28 protein-coding genes and 5 pseudogenes are annotated in these 22,798 nt (G+C 70.4%); 23 read left to right on the top strand and 10 right to left on the bottom strand.

The genetic code is table 11. The annotated features are described in order from the left end of the window. Window positions 1–80: 80 nt before the first annotated feature. From QQK35_RS08630 to QQK35_RS08590, 10 genes and pseudogenes are all read left to right on the top strand, one after another. The gene (locus tag QQK35_RS08630) at window positions 81–1,028 is read left to right on the top strand and encodes an ABC transporter substrate-binding protein (RefSeq protein ID WP_284253816.1); all 948 of its coding nucleotides are present in this window, start codon (window positions 81–83) and stop codon (window positions 1,026–1,028) included. Beyond that, window positions 989–1,414, top strand: a complete 426-nt coding sequence (locus tag QQK35_RS08625; RefSeq protein ID WP_284253815.1) for a type 2 periplasmic-binding domain-containing protein — start codon at window positions 989–991, stop codon at window positions 1,412–1,414. Before QQK35_RS08630 ends, QQK35_RS08625 begins: the two co-directional genes overlap by 40 nt. A 107-nt stretch (window positions 1,415–1,521) precedes the next feature. Beyond that, the gene (locus tag QQK35_RS08620; protein WP_284253813.1) at window positions 1,522–2,349 is read left to right on the top strand and encodes a carbohydrate ABC transporter permease; all 828 of its coding nucleotides are present in this window, start codon (window positions 1,522–1,524) and stop codon (window positions 2,347–2,349) included. 98 nt (window positions 2,350–2,447) lie between these two features. Next, complete coding sequence (locus QQK35_RS08615; RefSeq protein ID WP_284253812.1) at window positions 2,448–3,236, top strand: carbohydrate ABC transporter permease; 789 nt, start codon at window positions 2,448–2,450, stop codon at window positions 3,234–3,236. Beyond that, on the top strand, window positions 3,233–3,991 hold the full coding sequence (locus QQK35_RS08610) for a hypothetical protein (protein WP_284253811.1): 759 nt from the start codon (window positions 3,233–3,235) through the stop codon (window positions 3,989–3,991). The genes QQK35_RS08615 and QQK35_RS08610 overlap by 4 nt, the downstream gene beginning before the upstream one ends. Beyond that, on the top strand, window positions 3,976–4,935 hold the full coding sequence (locus tag QQK35_RS08605; RefSeq protein ID WP_284253810.1) for a glycoside hydrolase family 68 protein: 960 nt from the start codon (window positions 3,976–3,978) through the stop codon (window positions 4,933–4,935). The genes QQK35_RS08610 and QQK35_RS08605 overlap by 16 nt, the downstream gene beginning before the upstream one ends. Further along, entirely contained in the window at window positions 4,926–5,486 is a 561-nt protein-coding gene (locus tag QQK35_RS19755; protein ID WP_348534915.1) for an NAD-dependent epimerase/dehydratase family protein, read from the top strand. The genes QQK35_RS08605 and QQK35_RS19755 overlap by 10 nt, the downstream gene beginning before the upstream one ends. A 91-nt stretch (window positions 5,487–5,577) precedes the next feature. Next, a complete protein-coding gene (locus QQK35_RS19750) occupies window positions 5,578–5,904 on the top strand; it encodes a hypothetical protein (RefSeq protein WP_348534914.1) in 327 nt (108 codons plus the stop codon). 19 nt (window positions 5,905–5,923) lie between these two features. Continuing rightward, a pseudogene (locus QQK35_RS08595) lies at window positions 5,924–6,944 on the top strand (aldo/keto reductase). Between the two features lie 25 nt (window positions 6,945–6,969). Then, window positions 6,970–7,689, top strand: a complete 720-nt coding sequence (locus tag QQK35_RS08590) for an endonuclease/exonuclease/phosphatase family protein (RefSeq protein WP_284253809.1) — start codon at window positions 6,970–6,972, stop codon at window positions 7,687–7,689. Between the two features lie 793 nt (window positions 7,690–8,482). On the opposite strand, the gene QQK35_RS08585 is transcribed toward QQK35_RS08590, so the two are convergent. The 7 genes from QQK35_RS08585 to QQK35_RS08555 all read right to left on the bottom strand — a co-directional run bounded on the left by QQK35_RS08585 (window position 8,483) and on the right by QQK35_RS08555 (window position 11,189). Continuing rightward, a complete protein-coding gene (locus QQK35_RS08585) occupies window positions 8,483–8,812 on the bottom strand; it encodes a PRC-barrel domain-containing protein (RefSeq protein WP_284253808.1) in 330 nt (109 codons plus the stop codon). A gap of 57 nt (window positions 8,813–8,869) precedes the next feature. Then, window positions 8,870–9,190, bottom strand: a complete 321-nt coding sequence (locus QQK35_RS08580; RefSeq protein WP_284253807.1) for a hypothetical protein — start codon at window positions 9,188–9,190, stop codon at window positions 8,870–8,872. Further along, complete coding sequence (locus QQK35_RS08575) at window positions 9,187–10,413, bottom strand: NRAMP family divalent metal transporter (protein ID WP_284253806.1); 1,227 nt, start codon at window positions 10,411–10,413, stop codon at window positions 9,187–9,189. Before QQK35_RS08575 ends, QQK35_RS08580 begins: the two co-directional genes overlap by 4 nt. Further along, window positions 10,410–10,625, bottom strand: coding sequence for a hypothetical protein (locus tag QQK35_RS08570; RefSeq protein ID WP_284253805.1), 216 nt, complete (start codon window positions 10,623–10,625; stop codon window positions 10,410–10,412). Before QQK35_RS08570 ends, QQK35_RS08575 begins: the two co-directional genes overlap by 4 nt. Then, window positions 10,622–10,825: a hypothetical protein gene (locus QQK35_RS08565; RefSeq protein WP_284253804.1), complete on the bottom strand. Its 204-nt coding sequence runs from the start codon at window positions 10,823–10,825 to the stop codon at window positions 10,622–10,624. Before QQK35_RS08565 ends, QQK35_RS08570 begins: the two co-directional genes overlap by 4 nt. A gap of 98 nt (window positions 10,826–10,923) precedes the next feature. Beyond that, complete coding sequence (locus QQK35_RS08560; RefSeq protein ID WP_284253803.1) at window positions 10,924–11,067, bottom strand: hypothetical protein; 144 nt, start codon at window positions 11,065–11,067, stop codon at window positions 10,924–10,926. Further along, window positions 11,067–11,189: a hypothetical protein gene (locus tag QQK35_RS08555; protein ID WP_284253802.1), complete on the bottom strand. Its 123-nt coding sequence runs from the start codon at window positions 11,187–11,189 to the stop codon at window positions 11,067–11,069. Before QQK35_RS08555 ends, QQK35_RS08560 begins: the two co-directional genes overlap by 1 nt. Before the next feature lie 214 nt (window positions 11,190–11,403). Here QQK35_RS08555 and QQK35_RS08550 point away from each other — a divergent pair, with 214 nt between their 5' ends. The 3 genes from QQK35_RS08550 to QQK35_RS08540 are packed head-to-tail and all read left to right on the top strand — an operon-like array spanning window position 11,404 to window position 12,808. Then, on the top strand, window positions 11,404–11,544 hold the full coding sequence (locus tag QQK35_RS08550) for a hypothetical protein (RefSeq protein ID WP_284253801.1): 141 nt from the start codon (window positions 11,404–11,406) through the stop codon (window positions 11,542–11,544). A gap of 14 nt (window positions 11,545–11,558) precedes the next feature. Next, window positions 11,559–12,479: a diacylglycerol/lipid kinase family protein gene (locus QQK35_RS08545; protein WP_284253800.1), complete on the top strand. Its 921-nt coding sequence runs from the start codon at window positions 11,559–11,561 to the stop codon at window positions 12,477–12,479. A 5-nt stretch (window positions 12,480–12,484) separates the two neighbouring features. Then, window positions 12,485–12,808, top strand: coding sequence for a hypothetical protein (locus QQK35_RS08540; protein WP_284253799.1), 324 nt, complete (start codon window positions 12,485–12,487; stop codon window positions 12,806–12,808). A gap of 4 nt (window positions 12,809–12,812) precedes the next feature. On the opposite strand, the gene QQK35_RS08535 is transcribed toward QQK35_RS08540, so the two are convergent. After that, complete coding sequence (locus QQK35_RS08535) at window positions 12,813–13,601, bottom strand: hypothetical protein (RefSeq protein WP_284253798.1); 789 nt, start codon at window positions 13,599–13,601, stop codon at window positions 12,813–12,815. Between the two features lie 149 nt (window positions 13,602–13,750). Between QQK35_RS08535 and QQK35_RS08530 the strand changes: the two genes are divergently transcribed. The 3 genes from QQK35_RS08530 (at window position 13,751) to QQK35_RS08520 (ending at window position 15,385) form a co-directional block, all read left to right on the top strand. Further along, entirely contained in the window at window positions 13,751–13,921 is a 171-nt protein-coding gene (locus tag QQK35_RS08530; protein WP_284253797.1) for a hypothetical protein, read from the top strand. 301 nt (window positions 13,922–14,222) lie between these two features. Continuing rightward, a complete protein-coding gene (locus QQK35_RS08525) occupies window positions 14,223–15,170 on the top strand; it encodes an iron-containing redox enzyme family protein (RefSeq protein WP_284253796.1) in 948 nt (315 codons plus the stop codon). Further along, window positions 15,167–15,385, top strand: coding sequence for a CDGSH iron-sulfur domain-containing protein (locus tag QQK35_RS08520; protein WP_284253795.1), 219 nt, complete (start codon window positions 15,167–15,169; stop codon window positions 15,383–15,385). The genes QQK35_RS08525 and QQK35_RS08520 overlap by 4 nt, the downstream gene beginning before the upstream one ends. 525 nt (window positions 15,386–15,910) lie before the next feature. Here the strand turns inward: QQK35_RS08520 and QQK35_RS08515 are convergent. Next, a complete protein-coding gene (locus QQK35_RS08515; RefSeq protein ID WP_284253794.1) occupies window positions 15,911–16,564 on the bottom strand; it encodes a TetR/AcrR family transcriptional regulator in 654 nt (217 codons plus the stop codon). Between the two features lie 146 nt (window positions 16,565–16,710). On the opposite strand from QQK35_RS08515, the gene QQK35_RS08510 reads away from it, so the two are divergent. From QQK35_RS08510 to vanX, 7 genes and pseudogenes are all read left to right on the top strand, one after another. Then, complete coding sequence (locus QQK35_RS08510; protein ID WP_284253793.1) at window positions 16,711–16,953, top strand: hypothetical protein; 243 nt, start codon at window positions 16,711–16,713, stop codon at window positions 16,951–16,953. Continuing rightward, a complete protein-coding gene (locus QQK35_RS08505; RefSeq protein WP_348535004.1) occupies window positions 16,950–17,825 on the top strand; it encodes an FAD-binding oxidoreductase in 876 nt (291 codons plus the stop codon). Before QQK35_RS08510 ends, QQK35_RS08505 begins: the two co-directional genes overlap by 4 nt. Then, window positions 17,822–18,073 carry a BBE domain-containing protein gene (locus QQK35_RS08500; protein ID WP_284253792.1) on the top strand — a complete coding sequence of 84 codons (252 nt, stop codon included), beginning with the start codon at window positions 17,822–17,824 and terminating at the stop codon, window positions 18,071–18,073. Before QQK35_RS08505 ends, QQK35_RS08500 begins: the two co-directional genes overlap by 4 nt. 280 nt (window positions 18,074–18,353) lie before the next feature. Then, window positions 18,354–19,553, top strand: a pseudogene (locus tag QQK35_RS08495) (UDP-N-acetylmuramoyl-tripeptide--D-alanyl-D-alanine ligase); the annotation flags it as partial. Then, window positions 19,553–20,508, top strand: a pseudogene (locus QQK35_RS08490) (NAD(P)-dependent oxidoreductase). The pseudogenes QQK35_RS08495 and QQK35_RS08490, both read left to right, overlap by 1 nt. After that, window positions 20,505–21,541: pseudogene (locus tag QQK35_RS08485) on the top strand (D-alanine--D-alanine ligase family protein). Before QQK35_RS08490 ends, QQK35_RS08485 begins: the two co-directional pseudogenes overlap by 4 nt. Beyond that, window positions 21,538–22,193: pseudogene (gene vanX, locus QQK35_RS08480) on the top strand (D-Ala-D-Ala dipeptidase VanX). The pseudogenes QQK35_RS08485 and vanX overlap by 4 nt, the downstream one beginning before the upstream one ends. On the opposite strand, the gene QQK35_RS08475 reads toward vanX, so the two are convergent. After that, a complete protein-coding gene (locus QQK35_RS08475) occupies window positions 22,121–22,780 on the bottom strand; it encodes a thymidylate synthase (RefSeq protein ID WP_284253791.1) in 660 nt (219 codons plus the stop codon). The pseudogene vanX and the gene QQK35_RS08475 overlap by 73 nt on opposite strands. Window positions 22,781–22,798 lie beyond the last annotated feature (18 nt).

The following is a 22,798-nucleotide window of genomic DNA, read 5'->3' as shown; positions in this document are numbered from 1 at the left end:
CAGATCCGCCTCGTGGTGTGATCGTACTGCTAAATCGATTATGCATCCCGCGATCGAACCGCACGAAGAAGGGATTCACCGTGGAATCACCTCCCGGAAGCTCGTTCGGCAATGCCGCAACGAGCGTCCTGTCTCACAGCATCTCGCGCCGGCGACTCCTGCAGGCGGCGATCGCCACGGCAGGGGTCGGCCTGCTCGCCGCGTGCGCTCCGACCGCCGCAGCGGGCAAGAAGAAGCTCAGTTTCCTCTACTTCGGGAGCGCGAGCCTCAACAAGGCGGTCGAGGCCGAGTACGCCCCGTTCGTCAAGGCCAACAAGGACATCGACTTCGCCGCGCAAGGTGTCTCCGCCAACAACTGGGCTGATTTCGCCAACACCGTCTCGACGCGCATCGCCGGCGGGTCGTCTCCCGATGTGATCGACATCGCGACGGAAGGCGTCGGCATCTTCCGCTCGAAGAAGCTCGTCGTCGCGCTCGACGACTACATCGCCAAGGACAAGTCGTCCATCGACGCGTATTACTCCGACATGAACCCCGCGCTCAAGGCGATGAGCGACAAGTTCGGCAACCCGGACGGCAGGACGTACTACCTCCCGGGCGGCTTCAACACCAACCTCCTGTACTGCAACATCGAGGTCTTCCAGAAGGCCGGCGTCGACCTCCCCGGAGACGAGGACTGGACGTGGGAGGACTTCACCGACGCAGCCAAGAAGATCAAGGCGAAGACCGGCGCGTACATCGCGCCGTTCACCAACCAGCAGTTCCAGGAGATCCTGCCCTGGTTGCTGACGAATGGCGCGAGCACGCTCAACGCGGACTGGACGAAGCCGGCGATCAACACACCCGAGGGCGTGGAGGCGGCGGAGTACTGCAAGATGATGCACGACGCGGGGTTCGCGCCCGCGGCCGGGGAACCTATGACCAGCCGACACTGCTCGCGCAGGGCAAGCTGGCGTGCCTGCCGGGAGGACGCTCGCCCACAGTCGACATGGTCCGGCTGGGCATCGTCGACAAGGTCCAGATCGTGAAGTGGCCCAAGAAGAAGCAGAACGGCTCACCGGTCGGCTGGGACAACTTCCCGATTCTCGCCTCGTCGCAGAACAAGGACGATGCGTGGAAGTTCGTCCACTACCTCTCGTCCAAGGAGGCGGCCCTGTCGCTTCTCAAGCTCGGCGGCACCAACGTGCCGGCGCGCCGGTCGATCGTCGAGAGCGACGCCTTCCTGCGCAACGCTCCGAAGGGCAGCGAACTGCTGTACTCGGCTCTGGACTACGCGACTCCGATCCCTGGCCCGGCTCGCGGGGCGGACGTTCAGAACGCGATCGAGCAGGCATGGCTGCAGATCCTTCAGGGCAACGTGACCGCGAGCGCCGGTCTGTCACAGCTGAGCGACAAGATCGAGTCGTTGCTTTGAGGAATCGGTGACCATCTCCTCCTCGGCCCCTCGGCCGCCCGCGTGAGCGGGCGACCGAGGGCTACCGCCAGCCCGCCTGGCTGGGGTACGCCTTCATCAGCCCGGCGATGCTGCTCTTCCTCGTCTTCATCGTCGCGCCGTTCGTCGCGGCCATCGCGCTCAGCTTCTTCAACTGGGACCTGCTGACTCCGGCACAGCCGGCGGGGCTCGCCAACTACGCGCAGCTGTTCGGCGATCGTCAACTGGTTCACGTGCTCGCCAACACCTTCGTCTTCGCGCTGGGGTCGGTTGTGACCCACGTGGCCGGCGGCCTGCTCCTGGCGCTCGCGCTCAACCACGTCATGAACCGGATCCTCGCCTCCGTCGTGAAGGCGACCCTCTTCTTCCCTCTGCTCATCTCCTGGGCGGCGGTGGCCCTGCTGTGGAAGTACGTGCTCGATCCGACGTTCGGGTACATCGGCTACTACCTCCGGCAGATCGGCATCCCGACACCGTCGTTCTTCGCCGACCCGCACTGGGCCCTCGCCGCCATCATCGGCGTCGACTTCTGGCACACCATCGGCTACACGCTGATCATCATGCTGGCAGGGCTGCAGACCGTACCCCGTGAGCTCGTCGAGGCGGCGCAGACCGACGGGGCGAGCAGTCGCCAGGTGTTCTTCAACGTGACTCTGCCGCTGATGTCCCCGACGATCTTCTTCGCCACCGTCATCACCTTCATCGGGGCGTTCCAGATCTTCGATCCGATGCAGATCATCACGCAGGGAGGGCCGAACGAGTCGACCATGTCGGTGGTGCAGTACCTCTACCTGACGGCGTTCCAGTCATTCAACGTCGGGTACGCGTCGACCATCGCACTCGTCGTCTTCGTGATCGTCATGGGCGTCACGGCCGTACAGTTCTGGGCTTCTCGCAGATGGGTGTATCAATCATGAGCGCGCGCCCCGCAACGCAGGCCCGCGACAGCACGGCGACCGTTCCCCGGACGCGGCGCCGTCGCAGATTCAGCACAGGGTCCCTCGTCATCGATCTGGTGCTCCTCGTGCTCGCGGTCATCATGGCGTCGCCCATCGTGTGGCTGATCTCCCAGAGCCTCACCGTGGAGCGCTTCGCCTTCCAGTTGCCGCCCGGATGGATACCGGTGCCGTTCACGCTCGACAACTTCGAGCAGATCTTCCCGCTCGTGCCGTTCGGGCAGATGGCGCTCAACAGCGTGATCGTGGCCACTCTGAGCACCGGCGGCGCCCTGCTCACCAGCGTCCTGGCCGCCTACGCCTTCTCGCGACTCGCGTTTCGCGGGCGCGAGTTCATCTTCATCACCATGCTGACCGCCCTGATGGTGCCGGTGCAGCTCACGGTCATCCCGGTGTTCATCATGATGCGCAACCTGCATCTCGTCGATACGTTGGCCGCACTGATCCTGCCGGCGCTCGTCAACGTCTTCGCGATCTTCTTCCTCCGCCAGTACTTCAACTCGATCCCGCGGGAGCTCGATGAAGCCGCGAGGATCGACGGCGCCGGGCATCTGTGGATCCTGTTCCGGATGCTCGTCCCGCTCTCGAGCCCCGCCATCTCGGCGGTCATCATCATCCTGTTCCAGCTGTCCTGGAACGACTACTTCGATCCCCTCATCTTCATCAACAGTCCGCAGAACATGACCCTCCCGATCGGATTGGTCTCGCTCCAAGGCGGCGCCGCGCCGGGCCCGGTCGTCGTCGTCTTCGCCGCCGTCACCCTGGTGGTCGTCCCTGTGCTGGTGCTCTTCCTGGTCTTCCAGCGTCAGTTCGTCGCGAGCGTCGCCGCGAGTGGGATCCGCGGATGAGTCACGCGCTCAAGGGACATTCCGAATCCGGCGCGCTCCCCGAGACGCTGCGGGTGATCTGGCGCGGGCTGCCGACCCTGCTGGTCGGAGGCATCGTGATCTCCGCCGCCTCCGTGGTGGCCGAGCTCCTCGCACCCGGGGTGACACCCGTCTCCGTGCTGGTGTGGTCGGTCGTGGTCGCGCCCTGCTTCGGGGCTCTCGTCGGGCAGGTGAACGACCTCGTCCACGGCGAGGAGGTGAGAGCCTGGTCCTTCGCGCGCTACCTCCGGATTCTCGGGCCGATGAGCCTCGCTGCGTGGATGGTGCCCGGCGCATCGGCGGCGATCGGCCTGCTCGCACTCCAGTGGTGGACGCTGTCGGCCAGCCCGTTCTCGCTCCTGCCCCTGGCCACCGCATCCGTCTGCACGGTGCTCGGGGTGCTGGGCGCGATCGTCTCGGTGCCGCTGGGCATCGCGGACCGTTCGCTCGGGTTCACGGCACGGCTGCTGCTGGGCCTGCACGTCGCGGCGCGGCGGCCGATCCCCATCGTCTCGGTCGTCGCCTTCGCGGCGCTCGGGGTCTGGGCCGCTACGACCTGGACGGCGTCGATCGCGCTGCTCGTCCCCGCGCCCCTCGCACTGCTCAGCTACGCCGCGGTGTGGACCTCTGCCGCCGGCATCGAGCGGCACGCCGGCCCATCCGAGGTCGCGGGGACCGGGAGCCCGACGGTGCGGCGAAACCGAACAGAAGGAGATCGTGCGTGGCGTTCGAATTGACCGGTCGATGGATCTGGGACTCGTGGTACATCGACGACGGCTCGAACTTCCACATGTTCTTTCTCAACGCCCCGCGCGACCCCGGCGACCCGGAGGCTCGGCACCGTCACGCTCGGATCGGCCATGCGGTCTCGCAGGACCTCGTCGACTGGACCGACCTCGGTCCGGCCATCGAGCCCGGAGACAGCGGCGCCTTCGATGAGACGGCGACGTGGACCGGCAGCGTTGTCGAGGACCCCGCCGGTGGCTGGGTGCTCTTCTACACCGGTGCCCGCTTGGCCGACCCTGGTTCGCGTGTCAGCGTCCAGTCCATCGGGACGGCTCGCTCGGACGACCTCGTGACCTGGACCAAGGCGGACGAGCCGCACGTGGAAGCCGACTCGAGATGGTACGAGACCGCCTCGACGTCGGCTGATGGCGGCGAGGCCTGGCGCGACCCGTGGGTCTTTCGGCGGGACGGCGCATGGCACATGCTCATCACCGCCACCGCGCGTGAGGGGGCGGACCCGCTGCAGCGCGGCGTGATCGGGCACGCGACCTCATCCGATCTGCACGCGTGGCAGGTGCAACCGCCGCTCACGAGGCCCGGAGGGTTCTCCCAGCTCGAGGTCGCCAACCTCGCGAGCCTCGACGACCGCATGGTGCTCCTCTTCTCGAGCTTCGCCACCGACCTCCATGGGGACCGCGCGGGAAGCGAGGGCGGCATCTGGGCCATCGATCTGGACCACGGTGTCGCCGACATCGACCTGACGGCGGCGTACCTCGTGCTCCCGGAGCGCTACTACTGCGGTCATCTCGTCCACGACCGCACGGGTCGGCCGGTCATGATGGCGTTCGAGGGGACGGGGGCCGATGGGCGGTTCCGGGGTCGCATCGCGGATCCGATACCCCTCCGGCGGGGCGGAAGCGGCCGGATCGAGGCGGTGGAGTCACCATGGCGATGAAGATCCTCGTGATCGGCGGGACCGGCATCATCGGCCGAGCCTGCGTCGAGCTCGCGGTCAGCAGAGGGCTCGAGGTCGACGTGCTCACCCGCGGTCGACGGCCGGTCCCCGATGGGGCTCGACCGCTCGGTCTCGATATCTCCGACGTGGACGCGGCCCGCCGGCAGCTCCGCGACCGCGAGTACGGCGCCGTGATCGACTGGCTGGCCTTCACCCCCGAGGACATCGCTCGCCACCTGGAGCTGCTGCGCGGGCGCATCGGACAATACGTCTTCATCAGCTCCGCGTCGGCCTATCAGACTCCGCCGCTCACGATCCCCGTGACCGAGAAGACCCCGCTGAGCAATCCCTATTGGCGGTACTCGCGCGACAAGATCGCCTGCGAGGAGATGCTGGCAGGCGAGCGATCCGTGCCGATCACCGTGGTACGCCCCTCTCACACCTATGACCGGACCATGGTGCCCTTCGACGGGGGTGGACCGCTATCCAGCGCATGCGCGACCGGAAGCCGGTCATCGTGCCCGGTGATGGCACGTCGCTGTGGACGATGACGCACAGTGCCGACTTCGCGGTCGGAATCGTCGGCCTCCTCGGGCGCTCGGAGGCGCGGGGGAGACCTTCCACATCACATCCGAGACGCCGATGACCTGGAACAGCATCTATCACGCGATGGCGGCGGCGGCCGGCGTCGAACCGGATCTCGTGCACGTCGCGTCTGACGCCATCGCCGCGGCGGAACCGGAGTGGGGTGCCGCTCTGCTCGGCGACAAATCCCATTCGATGCTGTTCGACAACTCCAAGATCCGCTCGGTCGTCCCCGAGTTCGCCCCGCGGATCTCGTTCGAGGAGCAGGGCGCACGCGAGATCGTCGATTGGCACGACGCGGATCCGGCGCGACGGACCATCGACCCCGTGATCGACGACGCGATGGACCGTCTCGCCGTCGCATACCGTCCTCGGGCCCTCTGACCTCTTCACGAAAGGCACCATGAAGTACCGCACTCTCGGCCGCAGCGGCGCCGTGGTCTCCACCTACAGCCTCGGCACCATGACCTTCGGCGCCGAGACGCCGGAGCCGGAGGCCGGGCGCCAGCTCGAGGCCTACGCCGAGTCGGGCGGGACCGTGATCGAGATGGCCGATGTCTATGCCGGGGGCGAGGCGGAACGCATCGTCGGTCGCTGGCTGAGCCGGCGCAGCGATCGGGACCGTTCGGACCTGTTCCTCGCGAGCAAGGGCCGTTTCCCGGTCGATGTGACGCCACGAGATGCCGGTCTCTCGCGCCGCCACCTCCGTCGCGCGCTCGAGGCATCCTTGAAGCGGCTCGGCGTCGAGCACATCGACCTCTACCAACTGCATGCCTGGGATCCGCTCACGCCGCTCGAGGAGAGTCTCGGGTTCCTCGACGATGCCGTGGCGCAGGGCAAGATCTCGTACGGGGGCTCTCCAACTTCACGGGATGGCAGGTCGCCGAAGCCGCAGCGTGGGCGCGCGGCCGCTTCCCGCTCGTCTCGATGCAGCCCCAGTACAACCTCCTCGTCCGCGAGGTCGAGTGGGAGATCGTGCCCGCGTGCATCTCGGCCGGGCTCGGCATCCTGCCGTGGTCGCCGCTCGGCGGTGGTTGGCTCAGCGGCAAGTACCGCCGTGACGTCGCCCCGGTCGGCTCGACCAGATTGGGCGAGGACCCGCACCGGGGGTGGAGGCCTACGCAGGGCGCAACGCCCGCGAGACGACCTGGCGAGTCCTCGATGCGGTCGAGACGATCGCCGACGCGCGTGGAGCGAGCATGTCGCAGGTCTCCCTGGCCTGGCTGGCCGCGCAGCCGGGAGTCGCGTCCGTGATCCTGGGGTCCCGGACCGCGGCTCAGTTGACCGAGAATCTGGGCGCCGTCGACCTGGAACTCACGCCGGCCGAGCTCGGGTCGCTCGACGACGCGAGTGCGCCGGTGACGGCGGACTATCCGTACGGCGCACCCGGAATCGACCAGCGTTCGCGGCCGATCATCGACTGAGGGCGTTCCGGCGGACGGCGCCGTTATGGGTACGGTCGCAGGTATCGAATCTCCACCCGCGTCCGCTCCGCTTGCGGTCATCACCTACAACCTGTGGCAGGGCCGCGCGCAGCACGAGCTGCCGTCACTCGTCCAGGCGCACGACCCCGATGTGCTCTGCGTGCAGGAGGCGCGTGCGTCGGCGCTGCCGCATCGGCTCGGCGGGATGCGGCTGGCCGTCGCGACCTCGCGGAACCGGCTGGGCGTGGCGCTCTACGTCCGCTCCGACCGCCTCGACATCGAGGAGTCGCGCACGGTGCAGCTGACCACGTCCCGGCACGATCGGCTGGTCGGCGGCACCGACCACCGGCTCGCGGCCACCCGGGTGCGGGATTCCGCGACGGGGCGCGGGCTCGTGCTCGGATCCTTCCACGCCACGCCGTTCACCGACTCGAACGCCGCCCGCCGCCGCCAGGTCGACGACGCGCACGCCGCGTTGAAGCAGCTGGGCTCGGGCGCGCCGTCGATCATGGCGGGCGATTACAACCACCCGATCCTGCTCTCGATGCTCCGCCATCACCTCGGGCGGCAGGGGTTCACGATGGCCCGCACCGCCGGGAGCACGTATCGCAAGGAGGGCAACATCATGCGGGGCAAGTTCGACGTCGCCTCGGTGCTGGGCTTCGAGGTGACGGAGGCGATGACCCTCCCGCAGGGCGGGTCGGATCACCTGCCGGTGCTGTTCCGGATGCGGTACGCGGGCTGATCGGGGCGCTGGACGTCCGCTGGCATCCGGGCTCGGGTCCGGCAGCCCGGCTCATACTGGTCGCGTGACACGCGCCCACAGCATCGGCGGCTCCGTCGTGAGCATGGTGCGGCTCGGCGTCGCGTTGCACGACCTCGCCGATCCTGCGGCCCGGGTCCGTCTTCGGTCCGCCGATGCGGGACCCTCCGCCGGCGGCATGCTCGCGCTGGCCCGGGAGATCGCCCAGGGGCCGCGCTGCTCGGCGCGGGACGCACCGCCCACCGCGTCGGCGGTGCCGTCGATGCGGCGCACGCGCTCTCGATGGTGGGTTACGCGGCGATCCGGCCGGAGCGGGGCGGCCTGGCGGAGGCGGCTCGCGCGGCCGCATTCGCGGTCGCGGAGTGGGTGCTCGCCTGAGACCGGCTCGGCGGCTCAGAGATCGTCGAGGAAGCTGCCGCCGATCGGATCCGGCCGCCACGTGAGCTCGCCGATGCGCTGCTCGACATCGGCGATGAAGTCCTCGGCGGGGGAGGTCGAACTCGTCGTCGACCGGTTCGACGATCACCTGGCTGGCGGGGCCCACCAGGAGGACGAACTCCGCGACCTCGCCGCCTTCGCTGCGTCCGTTGACCGTCAGGGTCGCGGCCCTGTCGACGTTGGCCAGCGCCGCCGCGTACCGCATGACCGCGTCCGCCTCCGCGTCACCGGTCAGGAAGCTGCCCCCGCGTACCTGATGCGCCTCATACCACCTCAGCATCCGGCAGAGGTCGCGCTTCGCCAACCGGTTTCCAGGCGGCGCCCAAGAACGGGGCGATCACGCCGGGTCGGCGGCCGACTCGCGCCGGTATCCCGGGCGCAGCCGCACCTCGCGGCTGTCGATGCGCAGCACGTCCGACCACGGCACGAGGAAGGAGCCGCGGTGCATCCAGCGCAGCAGCCCGGCCAGCAGCACGGGGCGGGTGAGGTCGCTGCGCTCGTATCCGAGGAACGACGCCGCGGATCGCGGGCTCACCACGAGACCGACGACGCGCGCCACCGAGGGGTCCTGCACGCCCTCGAGCCGCAGCCGGATATCGATGACCCGGCCGATCCGGTCGCCGGACGGGTCGAGCACGTCGTTGCGCATGAGGTCACTCAGGATCATGCCGGCCTCCCGGGATGACGCCGATGATGCGGTCGCGCACCCAGCGCTCCGTCCAGCTCACCTCGTACGAGTCGGCTGGTCGCGCGACCGCGATGGCCGTGCCGATCTCCCGGATGTCGCCCCACGCGATCCGGATCCATCGCGACGAGGAAGCCGTCCTCCGAACACGCGCGTGCCGAGCACCGGTCCCGTGAGCAGCGCGGTCACGACCGGTGCCTCGGCGTCCGCGGGCAGGTCCTCGCCCCAGGGCACGTCGGAGAGCTCGAGGCCCGCGACCGCGGTGACCGGCATCCCATCCGGATCGAGCACCTGCCGGTCGAGGAGCTGGAGCCGGGCGTCGAACACGCGTCCCGCGCGCACGGAGGGCGACTTGCTCATTGCCCCGCCCCGCTGATGATCATGAGCGGGATCGCCGCGATCGACGCGACGAGGATCACGACGAGGAACACGATCCCGAGCGCGTTGCTCACGCGCCCGTTGACGAATCGGCCCATGTAGCCGCGGTCGTTGGACACGATCAGGATCGGGATGTAGGTCAGCGGCAGCGCGATCGCCGAGAACACGACGGAGAATTCGGTCACGGCAATCGGGTCGACCCCGGTCATCAGCACGATCACCGCGATGATGAGGCCCGCGAGCATGACGAGGTGGAAGCGCGCGGCCTTCGCGGGGCGCCGGAACTTGCCCCATGACCATCCGAAGTACTGGGCGATCGTGTAGCCGCTGGAGAGCGTCGTCTCGAGCGCCGCCCCGAACACGGCCGCCGCCATCCCGACCACGAGGAAGGCGAACGCGATCGTGCCGCCCGCCTGGATCACGGGCAGGGCGACCTGCGACAGGGAGGTGACGGCGATCGCCTGCGGCAACAGCACGATCGTCGCGCACACGGCGATCGAGATCGACAGGATGCCTCCGAGCGGGAAGCCGACGAAGACGTTGGCGCGCATCGTGCCGATGCTCTTCGCCGTCCACTTCTCCTCGATCCCGCCCGAGGAGAAGAAGAACACCTCGTACGGCGTCATCGCGGCGCCGAACAGCCCCACCGCGTAGTACCAGTAGGTCGACGGGTCCTCGGTCACCGGGATCCGCGGGATGAGCTGCTCGCCCAGCTGCCCCCAATTCGGATGCAGCAGGAAGATCGCGACCGAGAAGGCGATCAGGCCGAGCCCGAGCAGACCGGTCGCGTTCTCGAGTGCCGAGAACTTGGCACGCCACACCACGATCCACACCCCGAAGCCCGCGAGCGGGATCCACAGGAGCGGGCTGATGCCGGTGACGAGCTGGAAGACGAGGGCGACGCCGCCGATCTCGGCGCACATCGTCAAGAGGTTGATGAGGAACGACGCGACGAGATTCGCCATGCCCGCCCGGGCGCCGAGCCGTTCGCGGATGATCTCGAACGTCGCGCGCCCGCTGACCGCCGCCACCCGGCCCGCCATGTTGGCGTAGACGCAGATGCCGACGACGCCGAGGATCGTCACCCACACCAGGCCCAGGCCGAACCGCGATCCGACGACGGCATTGGTGACCAGGTCGCCGATGTCGACGAACCCGCCGATGGCCGTCAGAATGCCGAGCGCGAGGGCGAACAGCTTGCTCATCGGCGCTCCAGCTGCCGCAGCGCGGCCGCCGCGTCCCGAAGTCGCTCGACGGAGGCGGAGGACACCTCGCCCGCCTGCAGCTCCCGCTGCGCGGCCAGGAGCACGTCGATCGCCTTCCGCACCGCGGTGAGCCCGCGGTGCTGCAGGGTCGCGCCGCTCCCGGTGGCCTGCAGCTGCGCGAGCGACTGATCGGCGGAGGTCAGCTCCTTCATGGCGTCCTGGAACAGGGTCGAGGTCTCCGGTCCGAGCGCCTTGCCCTCGCGGTGCAGCCGCCCCCGACGGCGGCGGACTGCTCGGCGGCCGAGGCCTGCTTCACGTACTGCGTCACCTCGTCCGGGGTCGAGGAGCACCCGGCCAGCGACGCGACGATGAGGACCGCCGTCGCCAACGCGATCCCGCCGAGCCGCTTCACGTGCCTATCGTTGCGTCGTGCAACGGCCACGCGGGGAGTCTTTATGGTCACGTTCAGGTGCGCGGCCGGCTCACGATGAGCCGTGACGCCTCTCGCGCCTAGAAGTCGAGATCCTCGGGGTCGAACGGACCCGGGGACTGTGCCGCATCCTCATGCGGTTCGTCGGGGATCGGGTGCTCCTCAACGAGGAGCGCGAGGTGCGGCGTGACGAGGAGCGAGACCCGGATGCCGCCCGCGAGCATCAGGTCGACGAGGCGCCCCCGGCCTGAGCGGCACGCTCGATGGCTTGCCGGAGGGCCGGGATGTCCTGGGTCTCGGCGAGCCGGAACGCCATCCCGTTGAGCGTGACCGTGGTCTGCTGCATGCGGCGCCTCCGACGGTCACCGTAGGCAGGTGCGGTCGATCGGCCTAGGGGTTGCGCTTGCGCAGGTGCTTCATACCGCACGCGCTCGTCGCGCGCGACCCCGTTCCCTTCCGCGGTATCGGCGCGGAGACTGGAAGCCCAGCACTCGGAGGGCCGGAGCATCTCAGACGCACTCGACGCAGCCGCGGACCGTGCCGGCACCAGCCGGGCGGCGGTGGTCTACAACCCGCTCAAGGTCGACCTCGACGCGCTCCGCGCGGCCGTGGCGGCCGAGGTGCCGGGCGATTGGGCGAGCACCATGTGGTTCGGGACCACCGAGGACGATCCCGGACCCGGTCAGGTCAGGAGGCGCTGAAAGGCGGCGCCACCGTGGTCATCGCGGCCGGCGGCGACGGCACGATCCGCGCCGCAGCGGAGACGATCGCCGGCAGCGGGGTGCCGCTCGCCCTCGTCGCCGCCGGCACCGGCAACCTGCTCGCGCGCAATCTCGACCTGCTCGCCGACGACATCCCGAACGCCATCCGCACCGCCGTCCGAGGGGTCGATGCCGGGATCGACCTCGCGCGGCTCGAGATCCACCGGCCCGGCGGCGTGCGCGAGAACGCCGCGTTCGTCGTCATGGCGGGGTTCGGTCTCGACGCCAAGATGCTCGCCAACACGGATGACGAGCTCAAGCGGCGGATCGGCTGGCTGGCATACGTCGACGCGATCCGCAAGGCGCTGCGCGACGAGAACCGACTGCGCATGGCCTACCGCACCGAGCGGGGCACGAGTCGCACGGTGTCGGCGCACACGCTGATCGTCGGCAACTGCGGTGCCCTGCCCGCGAACATCCTGCTGCTGCCCAACGCGGTCGTCGACGACGGTCGCTACGAAGCGGTGTTCCTGCGACCGGAGAGCGTGCGGGGCTGGCTGCAGATCGTGTTCAAGATCTTCTGGGAGAACGGCGTCGTGCGTCGCACCCCGCTCGGTCGCCGGCTGCTCACCCCGGATGTCGCGGCGCTGCGCTATGTCGTCGGCCGGGAACTGCAGGTGCGGCTCAGCCGCCCCGAGGAGCTCGAGCTCGACGGCGACAGCTTCGGGCTCGCGACCGGCTTCGACCTGCGGATCGACGCGGGCGGGCTCACGGTGCGTGTCCCCGAGGGCAGCCGCCCGCCCGCCGTCCGGGCAGGGGAGGAGTCTGATCCCCGCCCGACCGCCCTCCTCGCCGCGATCGCCATCCTTGCTCTCGCAGCGGGCGCCACCGTCGGCATCAACCGGATCCTCCGGCGGCGATCCCGCAGGCGCTGAAGCGGATGGATCTGCTCGCTCTCCGGGTCGTCGCCGCGATCGACGCGGCGAATGTCCTCACGCTGACCGCGATCTCTCCGCGGCACGCCCTGGCCGGAGCGGCGGGATTCGCGCCCGCTGCGGCCGGGGTCGCCCTGGTGCATCTGTTCCCGCGCCGTCGACGGCTGGCCCGGGCGCTCTGCGCGGCGGGCCTCATCCCGAACACGGCGCTCTCGCTGTCGGCCGCGGGAGGAACGCGGCGCTCCCGGTGCCTCGCGCTGTACGTCGGGGTCGGTGGGGCGCTGCTCGGTGCGGGATATCTCGCGGCGCTGCGGCGTCAGAGGGAGTAGTCCGTCAGCTCGTGACGTCGTCGCGACCGCCCGAGAGGTGCCGGCTGCTCTCCCAGCCCGCGCGATCGACGCGGCGGTGGAAGCTCATCCCCGCGATCCCGCCGAGGATCGCGCCGACCAGGGTCACGATCAGCAGGACGATCGCGCTCACGATGCCGACGACGGTCGCGTTCTGGCCGCTGAAGGGCAGCCGCGGGAAGCTCTGCAGATTGGCCAGGATGTCCCACTGGGTGCCGACGATCGCCGCGATCACGCCGACGACGATCGCGACGACGACCGCCCAGATCCAGACGGCCACGCCCTGCCGCGCGCCGCTGAACCGGGCCATCCGACCGGCGACGTAGCCGCCCGCGAGGTAGGCGATGAACAGCACGACGACCGCGAGGATCACGTCGACCCAGCTCGCGCTGGTCGCGGCGGCGCCCTCACGCCCGGTGATGCCGAAGCGGATCGCCGTGACGATGCCGCCGAGGATCGCGGCGGTGCCGGTCGCGGTCAGCCAGCCGAAGAACGCCGATCCGAACTTCATGCCCCCGTACCGGGCCTTCTCGCGGGCCACGACGTCCTCGCGGGTCGGGATCGGCTCGTCCACGACGGGTTCGTCCGCCGGGCGGACCTCGGTCACGGGGCGCTGGTCGGTCACGGGGCGCTGGTCGGTCACGGACCGCTCGTCGCTGACGCGTTCCCCGGTCACCGGACGCTCCTTGGCCACCGGACGCTCGAGGACAGCGTCCCGGTCGTCCTCGACGGCGGCACGGCTGCGTGCGCGGTCTGGTCCCTCGGTCGTGCTCATGCCCTCAGCGTGGATGCTCGCGGCCCTCGCACGCCGGGCCCCAAGGCGGCTCCCAGCATCGGCCGTGCTGGGCCGCCCGGCGATGCGCAGCGCCTGGGAGCCCGATCCTCGGCCTGCGCCTCTCGCCGTCGAGCGCGTAAGACCGAAGCATGACCGACTACACCGTCACCGCCACGCTCCACGTCGAGACCTCCGCCGACCACGCCCAGGTGCAGTCCCTGCTGGACCAGGGCCTGCGCGAGCTGTCGTCGATCGCCGGCCGCTACGGCGTCACGATCACCGACAGCTCGGCGACCGTCGAGGAGGGTTCGGCCGGGTAGCCGCGCTCAGGCGGGGTCCTCGGGCTCCGGATGCCGGTCCGCCAGGTCGAACCGGTCGCCCGCCGAGAGCACGGGCCATCGGCCGGGACGTCCGCGAACGCCCGCTGCTGATCGCACCTCTGGTCTCCCGCGAACCCGAGGAGTATCGCGCTAACTCGTTTGCGCCATGCGCGCAAGCCCTCTCGGGAATCGGAGCCCGCGGGTGAGAGTGACGGGATGAAGTTCCCCGTGCCCGCGGCGACGCGTCCGGTGCGCTGCTCCGCGTCCTCCCCGGCGACCCGACGACATCGAGGCGTCGGAGTTGTTCGACCTGCAACAGGCGATCGCGCGTGCCGTCGCCGGGAGCGACGACCTCCTCCACGACGACGACGTCCAGCTCGCCCTCGACATGCTCTACGAGCTCCACTACACAGGGTTCGACGAGGCCGACGACGGCTGGGAGTGGTCTCCGGCCCTCCTCGCCGGGCGGTCGCTCATCGAGGCGGCGTTCGAGCGCGCGCTCCGGGCGAGCGTGCCGATGCCGGAGCTTCCCGAACCGCGCGCCGATGCCGTGGCGGCCGCGCTGTTCGAGCTGACCGCACCCACGCCCGGTCCGGGTCTGGCACGGACGATCGAGCGGGAGGCGACCGACGAGCAGGCGCGTGAGTTCATCATCCAGCGCTCGATCTACACGCTCAAGGAGGCCGATCCGCACACCTGGGCGATCCCGCGGCTGCGCGGGCGGGCGAAGGCCGCACTCGTCGAGATCCAGTCCGACGAGTACGGCGGCGGTCGTGCGGAGCGCATCCACGCGGCGCTGTTCGCCGGCACCATGCGCGCGCTCGGCCTCGACGACACCTACGGCGCCTACATCGACGCGGTGCCGGCGATCACCCTCGCCTCGCTCAACATGTCGACCATGTTCGGGCTGCATCGCCGGCTGCGCGGATCCGCCGTGGGTCACCTCGCCGCGTTCGAGATGACGTCCTCGCTGCCCTGCCGGATGATCGGCGACGGCTTCCGGCGTTTGGGGTACGGCGTCGACGTGACCTTCTACTACGACGAGCACGTCGAGGCGGACTCGGTGCACGAGCAGATCGCGGGGCGCGACCTGGCCGGCGGGCTCGTCGACGCGCATCCGGAGCTGCTCGCCGACGTCATGTTCGGGGCGGCGGCGTGCCTCGTGGTCGATGGGATGGCGGCGGATGACGTCCGCTCGGCCTGGGAGGCCGGCGAGAGCTCGCTGCTGGGCAGCGCGGTGAGATCGTGACCGACGAGGACCGCCCCGCGGCGACCCCGGCGATCGTCGCGTGCCCGGATGGCCCGCTCCTCGTGCGCGGCGACGTCGACCTCGTCGACCCCCAGGGCCGGCCGCTGGAGCGCCATCGGCGCACCGTCGCCCTGTGCCGGTGCGGGTCATCGGCGATCAAGCCCTACTGCGACGGGACGCACAAGCTCAAGCACTTCACCACGGGCGGTGCGTGAGCCCGGATCGGAGACGCGCTCTCGTGCTATTTTCGAACATGTTCGGAAATAAGGAGAGAGGAATCGTGAACACGTCCTTGAGCTCACGGGCGCCGATGGTCACCATGACATCCGGCCTGGTGCTGACCGTCGTCGCCACCGTGGTCCCCTTCGTGGGTCGCCCTCCGGGGTCGCTGATCGCGGAGCACCTCCGCGCCGGCTACCCCGGCTACAGCGAATCGCAGATCGCGGCCGCCGTCGGGATCTACCTGATCGCGCTGACAGTGGTCGGCGCCCTGGGCGTCGTCACTTGGATCGTGTCGATGCTCGTCGCGCGCCGGTACGTGGGCGCCGCCCGCTGGGTCTGCGCGGCGGCATTCGTCGTCGGCACCGGCATCGCCCTGTTCGATGCGTCGATCCGCGACACGTCCGGTGACACAGGGCTCCCGCTGCCCGTCGGGGTACTGGGGTTGCTCCCGTCCATCGCGGGGGCCGTCGCCCTGGTGCTGGTCTGGCGCCGTGCGGGCAACCGCGCCCCCGGACGCTCTAGCGCGCCGTCGCCGTCGCCTTCGCCGCGCCGATCGCCGCGTCGACGAGGGCGGCGACGGCTGTGCCGTAGGTGTCCTGCGCGGCGAGTTCCGGCCATCGCCCGCCCACCGCCGCGAGCGCGGGGAACGCCCTCGAGTCGATGTCGCCGAAGTACCGGCTGGGCGTACCGGGATCGGCGGGGGCCGTGGCGGGAGCGCGTCTGGGGCGCGCGCGCACCAGGATCTCGCCCACCGTCAGGTACCAGATGTCGCGGAAGAGGTGGACCGCCTCATCCGGCGCGCATCCCGCCTCGACGGCACCACCCACGATGGCCTCGACCAGGCCTCGCGCGGAGTCGCCGAGCTCTCCCAGGAATCCGTCCGAGGTCAGCACCTCGGCCGCCCACGGCCAGTCGGCCAGCGAGGAGCGCATGGTGGTCGCCGCGGCGATGATGCGCTCCCGCGGTGGACCGTCGAGGCTCACGGCGAGGGTCTCGTCGACGTGCTGGTTGATCAGCAGGATCAACAGCTCCTCGCGATCGCGCACGTGGTGGTAGAGGGTCGGCGCCCCGACCCCGAGCGCCTGCGCGAGCCGTCGCACGGTGAGCCGCTCCCACCCGTCGTCGTCGATGATGCGGCGTGCGGCGGCGAGGATCTGCGCGCGGGAGGTCACCGGCGGACGTCCGATGCGGCGCGGGGCGGGGACGTGCTCACGACGCACATCCTATTTTCGGAACGCGTTCGCATCGCGTGTTTGACGTGACGCAACGGTCGCGCTATTTTCGAACATGTTCCATAACGCACCGGAGGAGACGGACCATGACGACCGTGCGCACCGCAGGGCCGACCCCGAGCGGCGGCCTTCAGGGCTTCGACGGGGAGGTGCTGGAGCCGGGCGATGCCTCATACGAGGCGGCGAGGTCCGCGACTCTGCGGCCGGATGATCCGCAGCTCATCCTCCGGCCGCGCCACGGACACGACGTCCAGCGTGCGGTCCGGTACGCCGCGGCGTCCGATGCCGAGCTCGCCGTGCGCGGGGTGGACACAGCTTCGCCGGGCTGAGCAGCGGCCGCGGCATCGTCATCGACCTGGCGGAGCTCCGCGACGTCGAGATCCTCGACGAGTCCGGCGGCATCGTGCGGGTGGGCGGCGGGGCGACCTGGGGCGACGTCGTCGACGTGCTCCAGCCGCGCGGCCTGGCGATCTCCGCGGGCGACACCAAGAGCGTCGGTGTCGGCGGCCTCACGTTGAGCGGCGGCATCGGCTGGAAGGTGCGCCGCTACGGCCTGGCTCTGGACAGCCTGCTCGCCGTGGAGATCGTGACCGCCGACGGCCGGCTCGTGCGGGCCGATACCGCCGAGCTGCCCGACCTGTTCTGGGCCGTCCGCGGCGGCGGGGGCAACTTCGGCGTCGTCACGGCGTTCGAGTTCCGCGCGCATCGGACGACCCGCGTGCACTTCGGGCGCATCGCGTTCGCGCCGGCGGGGAGGCGCCAGGTCTTGCGCGGCTGGGCGGCGCACCTGCGCGACGCCCCGGATGCGCTGACCTCCATCGCCAACCTCGCCAACCCCGTGGCAGGCGGCCCGGACGCGCCGGTCGAGGTGTTCGTGGCCTTCGACGGCGACGATCCCGCCGAGGCCGGTCGCGCCATCGATCCGCTCCGCCGTCTCGGCACGGTGGTCGCCGACGAGGTCGCGATCATGCCGTACGACCAGATCCTCGAGCCCGGAGGCACCCCGCCTCCCGGGATCGCGTTCCTCACCCGATCCGGCTTCGTGGATGCCGCATCGACCGCGGCCATGCTCGACCTGCTGAGCGACACCAGCGGGTCTGCCGGGTCGCCGTTCATCTCCTCCGCGCCCTCGGCGGAGCCGTCGCCCGCGTGCCCGGGACGGCCACGGCCTTCGCGCATCGTTCGGCCGACCTCCTGGTGACGACCATCAGCGCGGGGCCGGCCGCCGCCGTGGAGGCAGCCCGCCCGGCGATCGGCGCGTTGTGGGCGCGGCTGGCGCCGCATGTGACGGGCGCGTATGCGAACTTCCTCGACTCGGCGACGCCTCGCGACGTGGGCGCCATCTATCCGCGCGACACGTACGACCGACTGGCGGCTGTCAAGGAACGGGTCGACCCGCTGAACGTCTTCCGCCGCAACCACAACGTCCCGCCGGGCGCTTCGCGCTGAGAGGACCCGGGTCGAGCAGCCCCGGTCACGCTGCGCTCGCACCGAGGTGCGCCCGACGGCATTTCGGGGGCGTATCGAAAACCGCATACGGTCTCGCAACGCCCGACGGCGTTGGCTGGCATCCATGATGGTGCGCGCGTGATCCCGATGAGCCTCGCCGACGTGGCCCGGGTCGTCGGCGGCGTGGTGGAGGGCGATGCGACGACGGTCGTGACCGCCCCCGCCGTCCTGGACGGTCGACAGGCCGTGCCCGGGGCCTCTTCGTCGCCTTCGCGGGGAGCGCGCCGATGGGCACGACTTCGCGGCGCAGGCCTCCGGCTTCGGTGCTGTCGCCGTCATCGGCTCGCGCCCCACCGCTCTGCCGACGGTCGTGGTCGACGACGCCGCCACGGCGTTGCAGGCCCTGGCCGCGCACGTCGTGAGCGCGCTGCGCCACGACCTCACGGTCGTCGGCATCACCGGGTCGCAGGGCAAGACGAGCACCAAGGACCTGGTCACGGCGATGCTCGCGAGCGCGGGCCCGACCATCGGGACCCTCGGCAACCTCAACAACGCCCTGGGCGCGCCGGTGACGATGCTGCGCGCCGAGTCCGCGACGCGGTTCCTCGTGCTGGAGATGGGCGCCCGGAACGTCGGCGACATCGCCCGGCTCACGGCGCTCGCCGCTCCGGATGTGGCGATCGTGCTGAACGTCGGCAAGGCCCATCTCGGCGAGTTCGGATCGCGTAAGGCGATCGCGACCGGCAAGAGCGAGCTGGTGCGGGGGATGGCGGCCGGCGGGACGGCCGTGCTGAATGCGGACGATCCGCGGGTTGTCGCGATGGGCGCGCTCACCGACGGCCGGGTGCTGACGTTCGGGCGGGCCGCGGATGCCGACGTGCGGGTCGTCGACCTCGTCCTCGACCGGCTGGGCCGACCCTCCTTCGAGCTGCGCACCGCCGGCCGGCCGGTGCGGGTGACGCTGCCGCTCGTGGGCGCGCACCAGGCCCTCAACGCCGCGGCCGCGACAGCGGCCGGCTGGGCGCTCGGTGTCGAGCCGGAGACGGCTGCCGCGGCCTTCGCCGCCGCCTCGCTCTCGCCGTGGCGCATGGAGGTGCGCGAGCTCGCCGACGGTGCGCTGCTGCTCGACGACTCCTACAACTCCAGCCCCGGCTCGGCTCGCACGTCGCTCGACGCCCTCGCGACCGTCGAGGCGGCGCGGCGGATCGCGGTGCTCGGCCCGATCCTCGAGCTCGGCGATCAGAGTCCCCGGGAGCACCGGAAGGTGGGGCGGTACGCCGCATCGCGGGTGGATGCGGTTGTCGCGGTCGGCGAGATCGCGCGACCCATCGCCGAGGGTGCGGGAGCGAAGGGGGTCGCGGTCGCCGACAACGCCGCTGCCGTCGACTGGCTGCGCCAGCACCTCGGCGCCGGCGATGTGGTGCTGGTCAAGGCGTCTCGCGGCGCGCGCATCGACGAGGTGGCGGGAGCGCTGACCTAGTGGACGTCACGATCTTCGGCTGCGAGCAGGACGAGGCGGCGCTGTTCCGCGACCGTGCCCCGTTCTTCGGCATCACGCCGATCATCACGAGCGCTCCCGTGCCGGAGGATCCGCGAGCGCTCGCCGTCACGGGCCGCTGCATCAGCGTCGGCCACAAGAGCCCTCTGGGCCAGCCCCAGCTGACCGCGCTGAGGGCCGCGGGCGTCGAGTACATATCGACCCGCAGCGTCGGCATCGACCACATCGACATCGGCCAGGCGAACAGCCTGGGCATCACCGTCGAGAACGTCGTGTACTCGCCCGACAGCGTGGCCGACCACACGCTCACGCTCATGCTCATGGCGGTGCGCCAGGTGGTTCCGGTGCTCCGCCGCGTTGAAGCACAGGACTACCGTCTCGCCCCGGTCCGAGGACGCGAGCTGCGCGATCTCACGGTCGGCGTGGTGGGCACGGGACGCATCGGCGCCGCCGTCCTCCGGCGTCTGACGGGGTTCGGCTGCCGCGTCCTGGCCGCCGACAGCCGCCGCAGCACCTCGGCGGAATACGTGCCGCTCCCGGAGCTGCTGGAACGCAGCGACATCGTGACGCTGCACACACCGCTCGATGACGGCACCCGCCACCTCCTCGACCGCACCGCCTTCGAACGCATGAAGCACGGGGCCTACGTCGTCAACACCGGGCGGGGAGGCCTGCTCGACACGGCGGCGCTCGTCGACGCCCTCGAGAGCGGGCGGCTGTCCGGGGCGGCGCTCGACGTCGTCGAGGGGAGGACGGCGTCTTCTACCTGGATCGCCGCCGGCGACCGGTCGACGACCCGGTGCTCGTGCGGCTGCTCCGGCGCTCGGACGTCGTGCTCACCCCGCACATCGGGTTCTACACCGACCACGCGCTGATCGACACCGTCGTCAACAGCCTCATCAACTGCCTCAGGTTCGAGAAGGGACTGCGCGAATGACCAAAACGCGGATCGGGATCCTCTACGGGGGCCGATCGGAGGAGCACGCCATCTCCGTGAAGTCGGCGCGCGAGGTCGCCGCGAGCCTCGATCCGGAGCGGTACGAGCCCTTCTGGATCGGCATCTCGACGCAGGGGACGTGGCGGCTCTGCGATGGCCCGGAGCAGGATCCGGACGAGGGCAACGGACGGCCCGTCGCGATCTCGCCCGACCCGGCGGTCGGCGGCGTGCTCCTCCTCGACGGCGACCGCGAGGTCGTCGGCCTCGACATCGTCTTCCCGGTGCTGCACGGGCGATGGGGGAGGACGGCGCGGTGCAGGGTCTGCTGGAATTGTCCGGCGTGCCGTACATCGGATGCGACATCGCCGGCTCGGCGCTCGCGATGGACAAGGCGCTCGCCTACACCGTCGTGCGGGAGGCCGGAGTCGGCACGCCCCGGTTCCGGACGGTTGCGGCAGGCGAGGTCGTGGCGCCGGGAGAGCTCGACTATCCGGTCTTCGTGAAGCCGGCGAGATCGGGCTCGTCGTTCGGCGTCACGAAGGTGACCGAGCCGGACGGGCTGGCCGAGGCGCTCGCCACTGCTCGGGCGTTCGACAGCAAGGTGCTGATCGAGCAGGCCGTCGTCGCGCGTGAGGTCGGGTGCGCGATCCTCGGCAACGAGGGCGAGCTGGTGCTCGGCGAACTCGACCGCGTGGCGCTCTCGCACGGCTTCTTCCGGATCCACCAGGAGAGCGACCCGGAGGCCGGCTCGGAGAACGCCTCGTTCATCGTGCCCGCCGACATCCCGGCAGACGCGCGCGAGCGGGTGCGGGAGACCGCGCGGACCGTCTACCGCGCGCTGGGATGCCGCGGGCTCGCCCGCGTCGACCTCTTCCTGCGCGACGACGGCACCGTGCTCCTCAACGAGGTCAACACCCTGCCGGGTCTGACCTCGTACAGCCGCTACCCGCGCATGATGGCCGCCGCCGGCCTGTCGCTCGGCGACGTCGTCGACGCCCTGGTGAACCTGGCCCTGGAGGGCCCTGGCCGATGATCGACGACTTCGTCGTGATCGACGAGGTCGTGCCGGGGGTGCGGTGGGATGCCAAGTACGCGACCTGGGACAACTTCACCGGGCGGCCGGTCGACGGCTACGACGCGAACCGGGTCGTCGGCACGACGGCGCTCGGCCGTGCCCTGGCGCGCGCACAGGAGAGGGCCGGCTCGCTCGGCTACGGGCTGCTCCTCTGGGACGGCTACCGACCGCAGCGGGCGACGGAGCAGTTCCGGCGCTGGTCGGCGCAGCCGGAGGACCGCCTCACGAAGGCGCGGCACTACCCCCGCATCGACCGCGCCGAGATGTTCGAGCGCGGGTACATCCATGCGCGGTCCGGCCACAGCCGCGGCAGCGCGATCGACCTCACGCTCTTCGAGCTCGACGGCCGCGACCTCGTGCCGATGGGGGCGGCCACGATCTGATGGATGCGCTCTCGCACCACGGATCGACCGGCGTCTCGCCCCTCGAGCGGGCGGGCCGCCGGAGCCTGCGCACGATCATGGAGCTCAGCGGCTTCCGCCCGTATGAGCGCGAGTGGTGGCACTACTCGCTGCTCGAGGAGCCCTACCCCGACACCTACTTCGACTTCACGGTGGCCGCCGTGGTCTCGGCCAGCACTCCGGTCATGTACGCGGCCTCGGTGTCGTAGACGTGCGCCGACTTGATGACGAATGTCAGGTCGCCGACCGGCAGGCCGAGCGCCGCGGCGACCGTCTCCTGCAGGAACGCGAGCTCGACGAGGTTGCCGTAGCCCTTCGCGCCGAAGTCGATCGAATGCGCGTAGACCACCTGGCAGAGCGCGCCGTCGCGGATCCAGAAGTCGAGCAGGCTCACGCAGGGGATATAGGAGTCGTCGAGCAGCGGCTCGAACGTCGTGATCGTGGCCGACCGGGATGCCGGATCGCGCCGCAGACGCTCGATCACCCAGCGCACCTGATCGCGGTCGGTCTCGCCGTACGCGTAGAGCCGGCTCGCGTAGCTGCGGGCGTCGCCGAGCGCGGGCACCCGCGCGAAGTCGGTGAAGTTCGCGTGCATCCAGGCGAGCCGCTCGGGGTCGCCGAGCTCGGCGACGATGGCGTCGTCGGCGCGCGGGGCCGCCACGCGGATCGTCACGTTCTCGAGCTCGACGATCGGGAGGCCGTCGTAAGCGTCCACCCCACCGTCGCGCAGGATCCGGTCGGCGATCCCGAGCCAGGCCTCGCCGATCGTGGCGGCATCCACATCGGGTGCGGTCATGTCCGGAAGCTAGCAGAG

The sequence above is a fragment of the Pseudolysinimonas kribbensis genome (assembly GCF_030161895.1).
Taxonomy (GTDB): domain Bacteria; phylum Actinomycetota; class Actinomycetes; order Actinomycetales; family Microbacteriaceae; genus Pseudolysinimonas; species Pseudolysinimonas kribbensis.
Note: the sequence above shows the minus strand (reverse complement) of the source record. Positions and strands in the feature narration are given on the sequence as shown.

What these genes read in the sequence shown, in the direction of transcription:
- QQK35_RS08625 (WP_284253815.1), top strand. Translation starts at nt 989, where the DNA reads ATGGTCCGGCTGGGCATCGTCGACAAGGTCCAGATCGTGAAGTGGCCC.
- QQK35_RS08620 (WP_284253813.1), top strand. Translation starts at nt 1,522, where the DNA reads ATGCTGCTCTTCCTCGTCTTCATCGTCGCGCCGTTCGTCGCGGCCATC.
- QQK35_RS08610 (WP_284253811.1), top strand. Translation starts at nt 3,233, where the DNA reads ATGAGTCACGCGCTCAAGGGACATTCCGAATCCGGCGCGCTCCCCGAG.
- QQK35_RS19755 (WP_348534915.1), top strand. Translation starts at nt 4,926, where the DNA reads ATGGCGATGAAGATCCTCGTGATCGGCGGGACCGGCATCATCGGCCGA.
- QQK35_RS19750 (WP_348534914.1), top strand. Translation starts at nt 5,578, where the DNA reads ATGACCTGGAACAGCATCTATCACGCGATGGCGGCGGCGGCCGGCGTC.
- QQK35_RS08590 (WP_284253809.1), top strand. Translation starts at nt 6,970, where the DNA reads ATGGGTACGGTCGCAGGTATCGAATCTCCACCCGCGTCCGCTCCGCTT.
- QQK35_RS08585 (WP_284253808.1), bottom strand. Translation starts at nt 8,812, where the DNA reads ATGATCCTGAGTGACCTCATGCGCAACGACGTGCTCGACCCGTCCGGC.
- QQK35_RS08580 (WP_284253807.1), bottom strand. Translation starts at nt 9,190, where the DNA reads ATGAGCAAGTCGCCCTCCGTGCGCGCGGGACGCGTGTTCGACGCCCGG.
- QQK35_RS08575 (WP_284253806.1), bottom strand. Translation starts at nt 10,413, where the DNA reads ATGAGCAAGCTGTTCGCCCTCGCGCTCGGCATTCTGACGGCCATCGGC.
- QQK35_RS08570 (WP_284253805.1), bottom strand. Translation starts at nt 10,625, where the DNA reads ATGAAGGAGCTGACCTCCGCCGATCAGTCGCTCGCGCAGCTGCAGGCC.
- QQK35_RS08560 (WP_284253803.1), bottom strand. Translation starts at nt 11,067, where the DNA reads ATGCTCGCGGGCGGCATCCGGGTCTCGCTCCTCGTCACGCCGCACCTC.
- QQK35_RS08555 (WP_284253802.1), bottom strand. Translation starts at nt 11,189, where the DNA reads ATGCAGCAGACCACGGTCACGCTCAACGGGATGGCGTTCCGGCTCGCC.
- QQK35_RS08540 (WP_284253799.1), top strand. Translation starts at nt 12,485, where the DNA reads ATGGATCTGCTCGCTCTCCGGGTCGTCGCCGCGATCGACGCGGCGAAT.
- QQK35_RS08535 (WP_284253798.1), bottom strand. Translation starts at nt 13,601, where the DNA reads ATGAGCACGACCGAGGGACCAGACCGCGCACGCAGCCGTGCCGCCGTC.
- QQK35_RS08530 (WP_284253797.1), top strand. Translation starts at nt 13,751, where the DNA reads ATGACCGACTACACCGTCACCGCCACGCTCCACGTCGAGACCTCCGCC.
- QQK35_RS08510 (WP_284253793.1), top strand. Translation starts at nt 16,711, where the DNA reads ATGACGACCGTGCGCACCGCAGGGCCGACCCCGAGCGGCGGCCTTCAG.
- QQK35_RS08475 (WP_284253791.1), bottom strand. Translation starts at nt 22,780, where the DNA reads ATGACCGCACCCGATGTGGATGCCGCCACGATCGGCGAGGCCTGGCTC.